The organism is Deinococcus fonticola, assembly GCF_004634215.1.
GTDB classification, from domain to species: domain Bacteria; phylum Deinococcota; class Deinococci; order Deinococcales; family Deinococcaceae; genus Deinococcus; species Deinococcus fonticola.
On record NZ_SMMH01000083.1, the window covers coordinates 1 to 2728 of the forward strand.

General features: G+C 53.7%; 2 protein-coding genes. Both read right to left on the minus strand.

What is annotated here, in order from left to right; translation table 11 throughout:
- Nucleotides 1-106 precede the first annotated feature (106 nt).
- Nucleotides 107-1654 carry a Tn3 family transposase gene (locus tag E5Z01_RS19090; RefSeq protein WP_135230822.1) on the minus strand — a complete coding sequence of 516 codons (1548 nt, stop codon included), beginning with the start codon at nucleotides 1652-1654 and terminating at the stop codon, nucleotides 107-109.
- Between the two features lie 122 nt (nucleotides 1655-1776).
- Entirely contained in the window at nucleotides 1777-2466 is a 690-nt protein-coding gene (locus tag E5Z01_RS19095; protein WP_135230823.1) for a DUF4158 domain-containing protein, read from the minus strand.
- Nucleotides 2467-2728: the final 262 nt, after the last annotated feature.

The following is a 2728-nucleotide window of genomic DNA, read 5'->3' on the forward strand; positions in this document are numbered from 1 at the left end:
GAATCCTGGGTGAGCGCCCGAAATGCAGCGGGGGTAAAGATCAATTGGCAATTCTCGACCCAGGATGCCCGTCGCAGCTTTGGTCGGCACTATCAAGCTATCCGTATTAATTGAACGCTGTACTAGGGCTGAACTGATATCCCAGAAGATGGAACAATCCGAAGACCACATCGCTGTACCCGGCAGTGTCGCTCATGATTTCCTGCGGTCTCAACACGGTTTTCTGCTCCAGGAGGTTCCCCAGAATGTAAAGGCTGTCTCGCAGCGTTCCTGGAATGACGCGCCCATGAAGTCCGGTGTACTGGTCAGAACTCAGGGCGTAGTAAGTCACGCCGCGCCCAGCGCCGAAATATTTGCTGTTAGGGGCGGCCATCGTGTTGCGCAGTGGGGTCGAAAACCGGAGTCCATCGGCGCTCGCGGTTTCACCTGTTCCCCAGACGGAAGCAAGCGGCAATGCCGCTTGCGCCGCCACCAGACACGCATTTGCCCGTAATAGGGTGTCTGCCCGAAGGTACTGTTGCTTCACCCAATTCAACCGTGAGAGGGTGAGTGCTGGGTTTGTCGGCTGGGCCACAGATTTGAGGTCAATATTACAAGCACCAGCGACCAGGACGGCACACAGTGTGGTAGCGAAGTCATCCACCTTGGTTTTGCCTTCACTGACGTTATCGAACTCATGAGCGAAACCTGTGAAGGCATGCACTTCCATCAGTAACTCAGAGAGATCAATGTCGGGTAGACGGGCATCCACTTGGGTTTGCAGGGTAATCAGGCTCTCTGGGACAGGTTCCGCTTCAAGTGGCGTCACGACCAGCATCGTTTTGCCGTCCTGCACCTCAATTCTGATTGCCGGATTGCTGGACAACCCTTCGGCAGTTCGCTGGTACGCCTCCTTAAGTTGCGAAGAAAGAGCGTCCAGTTCGACTTTGGGGTCGAGTGACCAACCAAGAGAGCGCACCAGTTCAGGCCGTAATCGTTCCCACTCTTCCCCTTGAAGAAGTTGGGCGCGTGGGTCACCATAACGAAAGCTGGCTGGAACGAAGATTTCTCGTCTCTTGAGCAAAGTGTGCAGCATATGTGCTGCACACACCTGATAACCACGCTGATCAATGACCCCGGCGGGGCGCACAATTTCCTGCCAGGACTGAGGGATAAACGATACAGGCGCACTTTTCCAACTTTTACGCCTTCCTTCTTCTCCACGCAGGAATTTCAGAGCAGCAAGGGTGGGTGCCGCAGTGGTGGTTCCCTCGAACACAAGCGTTTCTAGCAGGGTCGGTAGGAAACGACTGATCGTCGCGGTTGTCTCCATCCAGGCTTCTGGTTCGGTATTTTCCGCTGTGCTGGCGAGTTCTGTGACGGATTCCATCGCTGTTTTCAGGGAAGCTTCGCCCAGACGGGCAAAAATGATGTCCCGCACCGTGGGTGCGGGAACCTCTGAGTCCAGTAGTACCTGCACTGCATCACGTAACACCAGCGCCGCCTGGTCGAGGTCTTTGAGGGTACGCAGCCGGGATTTACGCCGGAGTTTTTCACCACTCAATGACAATTCGCCCATGATGGTGTCAAAGATGTCCAGCGCGTCATCCGTGGCGCTTTTCTCCAGGTACTGCATGGTGACCAGCAAGGTGGCAAGACGGCGCTCCCGCGACATCTGGGCAAGATGACCAGACCAGGCGGTTAAACCTTGCCGACTCAGCACGCGGATTCTGGCCTGTGGAATATCGTCCAGTTTGATTTTTCCTACACCCAGAGCGCGAATATCCTCAATGCGTTTCAGTGCTGGATGAGTCCAGGTGATTTTTGCCGAGTGGGTGGAGTTCGCAACACGTCAAGCCGACTCCGCCTTTGTTTTTCTGGCACTACAAGCACTTCTGCCAATGTGTCGGTCTGATTCGCATCGAGCCGGGCCGTAATTTGTCTATGCAGCCGGGTCATGACCCGCTCGCGTACCCGCACCACAATCTGAGCAAGAACGGTTGGGCCAGGAAGAATGACGTGGCGCTGAATCAATCGCTGTGTCAGCCGATCAAAAAGTTCAATGGGGCGTTCATCCGTCACCAGGAGATGCGCGTACAGGAAACGCATTAAATGCAGGACTTCGACAGCGTCGAAGTCCTTGTAGCCAAGCATTTTTCGGATTTCGGTTTGATGGTTGAACCGCGTTTCTCGGCGATCAAGGTAACGGTGAAGTTGGATGGATCTTGGCAGTTGAAGCTGAACAGCAAGAGTACGAATAACGCTGTCTGGAACGGCAAGCGGATCAGAAAGAAACGTTCCAAGAAACTTGAGCGTCGTGAGCTGGAGAGCAAAACCCAGTTTTGTGTGTGGGTGACGGAGTTCGGCAATCCGTTTAAGCTGTTCTTCGTCCAGGTGGAAGAAATCGTGAAATTGTTGCGGACTTGGATCGCCGCGAAAGCGCCCATACAACGCCAAATCTTCGTCCGTCAGAAAATCAAAGCCCATTACTTGAATTGTAACTTGACTTCCTAACGCAACTTTCAAATTTTCCAGTAGTCACGGCCCATAGTAAGCAGCGGCGTCCTTGCTACATTTCCAGATTTGATTCCACATCTGGGCTAGTACAGCGTTCAATTAATTCGGATAGCTTGATAGTGCCGACCAAAGCTGCGACGGGCATCCTGGGTCGAGAATTGCCAATTGATCTTTACCCCCGCTGCATTTCGGGCGCTCACCCAGGATTCGACTTCGTCCCGAAGTCGTTCCA